The sequence below is a fragment of the Actinotalea sp. genome, from assembly GCF_041597215.1.
GTDB lineage: Bacteria > Actinomycetota > Actinomycetes > Actinomycetales > Cellulomonadaceae > Actinotalea.
Map to the genome: position 1 here is coordinate 1 of NZ_JBFHHB010000354.1, position 1,918 is coordinate 1,918.

At 72.2% G+C, this 1,918-nt stretch carries 2 protein-coding genes; both read right to left on the reverse strand.

What is annotated here, in order from left to right; translation table 11 throughout:
• Nucleotides 1-30 precede the first annotated feature (30 nt).
• Nucleotides 31-732 (reverse strand): DedA family protein, encoded by a 702-nt coding sequence (locus tag ABWK99_RS15940; protein ID WP_372595663.1) that lies wholly within the window; start codon nt 730-732, stop codon nt 31-33.
• A gap of 118 nt (nt 733-850) precedes the next feature.
• On the reverse strand, nt 851-1,918 hold a 1,068-nt coding region (locus ABWK99_RS15945), incomplete at its 5' end, for a bifunctional 2-methylcitrate synthase/citrate synthase (RefSeq protein WP_372595664.1).

Consider the following 1,918-nt stretch of genomic DNA (forward strand, 5'->3'; position numbering starts at 1 on the left):
AGGACCGACGCGCGTCGGCGCCGGGCAGCGTCAACCGGCCTCGACGGCCCCGACGCGGGCCACGCCCTCCCTGCGGCCGGTGCCCTCCGTGCGGTCCGCACGCTCGGCGCTGTCGCCGGCCACGTCGCCGTCCCCAGTCGCGACGGCACGAGGGCCCATGCGACGGCTCATCAGCTGGTCGAGGCCGACGCCCACCGCGAGACCCCCGACGACGGCGGCGAGGACAGCCGCGACCGGATGCCCCTCGAACCAGGCGCCCGCACCGATCCCGATCGCCGCCGAGTAGGCGGCCCAGATGACCGAGCCGATCGCGGCCAGGACCAGGTAACGGCGGCGCGGGTACCCCAGGGCCCCGGCGCTGACGTTCACTGCCACCCGGGCGACCGGGATGAACCGCGCGGCGAGGATGAACGAGGTGCCTCGGTTTTCGAGGGCGTCCTCCGCCCAGCGGACCGTCCTGGCTCCCCTCCCGGTGCGCAGCATCGGCAGCCGGTGGACGTCGATCCTCCTGCCGAACTCGTAGGCGACCAGATCCCCGACGAAGACCCCCGCCACGGCCGAGATCAGGAGCAGGGTGAGGTCGGGCGAGTCCCCCGCCACCGTGAGCGCCGCGAGCCCGACGATCGCCGCCTCGCTCGGCATGGGCGGGAAGAACCCGTCGATCACCGCGAAGACGAACATCCCGAAGTACACCAGGGGCGAGGCCGCGAACGACAGCAGCCAGGCGTCCACAGGCGCTCCTCGGTCGGGGTGAAGGCACCCGCGGCGCCGGACGAACCCCTCGATGCTAACCGCCGGACGCGGCTGGGCTTCCTGTGCAGTGCCGGTGAGTGTCGACCGGGACGAGCCCTCAGTCGAGATGCCTCTCGGCGGGGCCGTCGTAGGCGCTCAACGGACGGATCAGGGCGTTGGACTCCCGCTGCTCCATGATGTGGGCCGTCCAGCCGGTGATCCTGCTCGCGACGAAGAGCGGCGTGAACGCCGCGGCGTCGAAGCCCATGAGGTGGTACGCGGGGCCGGAGGGGTAGTCCAGGTTCGGGCGGATGTTCGTCCGGGCGAGCATCAGCACCTTCAGCGCGTCGTAGAGCTCACCGAGATCCGGCCGGTCGTAGTGGACCAGCAGGGTGTCCAGCGCGGCCTCCATCGTCGGGACACGGGAGTCGCCGTGCTTGTAGACACGATGCCCGAAGCCCATGACCTTGCGCCGGTCGGCCAGCGCCGCGTCGAGCCACGGTCCCGCGGCGTCAGCGGTCCCGATCTCGTCGAGCATCACCATCACGGCCTCGTTCGCCCCGCCGTGCAATGGGCCCTTGAGGGCACCGATCGCGCCGACGACGGCCGAGTAGAGGTCCGAGAGCGTCGAGGTGATGACCCGCGCCGTGAACGTGGACGCGTTGAAGGAGTGCTCGGCGTACAGGATCAGCGAGACGCGGAACGCGTCGACGACGACAGGGTCCGGGACCGTGCCGAAGGTCATGTGCAGGAAGTTCTCCGCGTACGGCAGGTCGTCCCGCGGAGCGACGACACCGTCCCCGCGGCGCCGGCGCTGGTCGTAGGCGATCACCCCCGGCACCTGGGCGAACAGCCGGAGCGCCGCTGCGAGGTTCGCCTCCCGCGACGGGTCCGCCACGTGCGGGTCCTCCGCCCCGAGGACGCTGACGGCCGTGCGCAGCACGTCCATCGGGTGCGCCGTCGTGGGCATCCTGTCCACGACGGCGCGCAGCCGCTCGCTCAGTGGTCGAGCGGCCCGCTCCTCGGCCTGGAGGCCGGCGCGTTCCTCGGCGGACGGGAGGTCCCCGTGCCAGAGCAGCCAGGCGACCTCCTCCACGGAGCACCGCGCCGCGAGCTCCTGGACGGGGTAGCCCCGGTAGAGCAAGGAGTTGCTCTCCGGGTCGACCCTCGAGATCGCCGTCGTGTC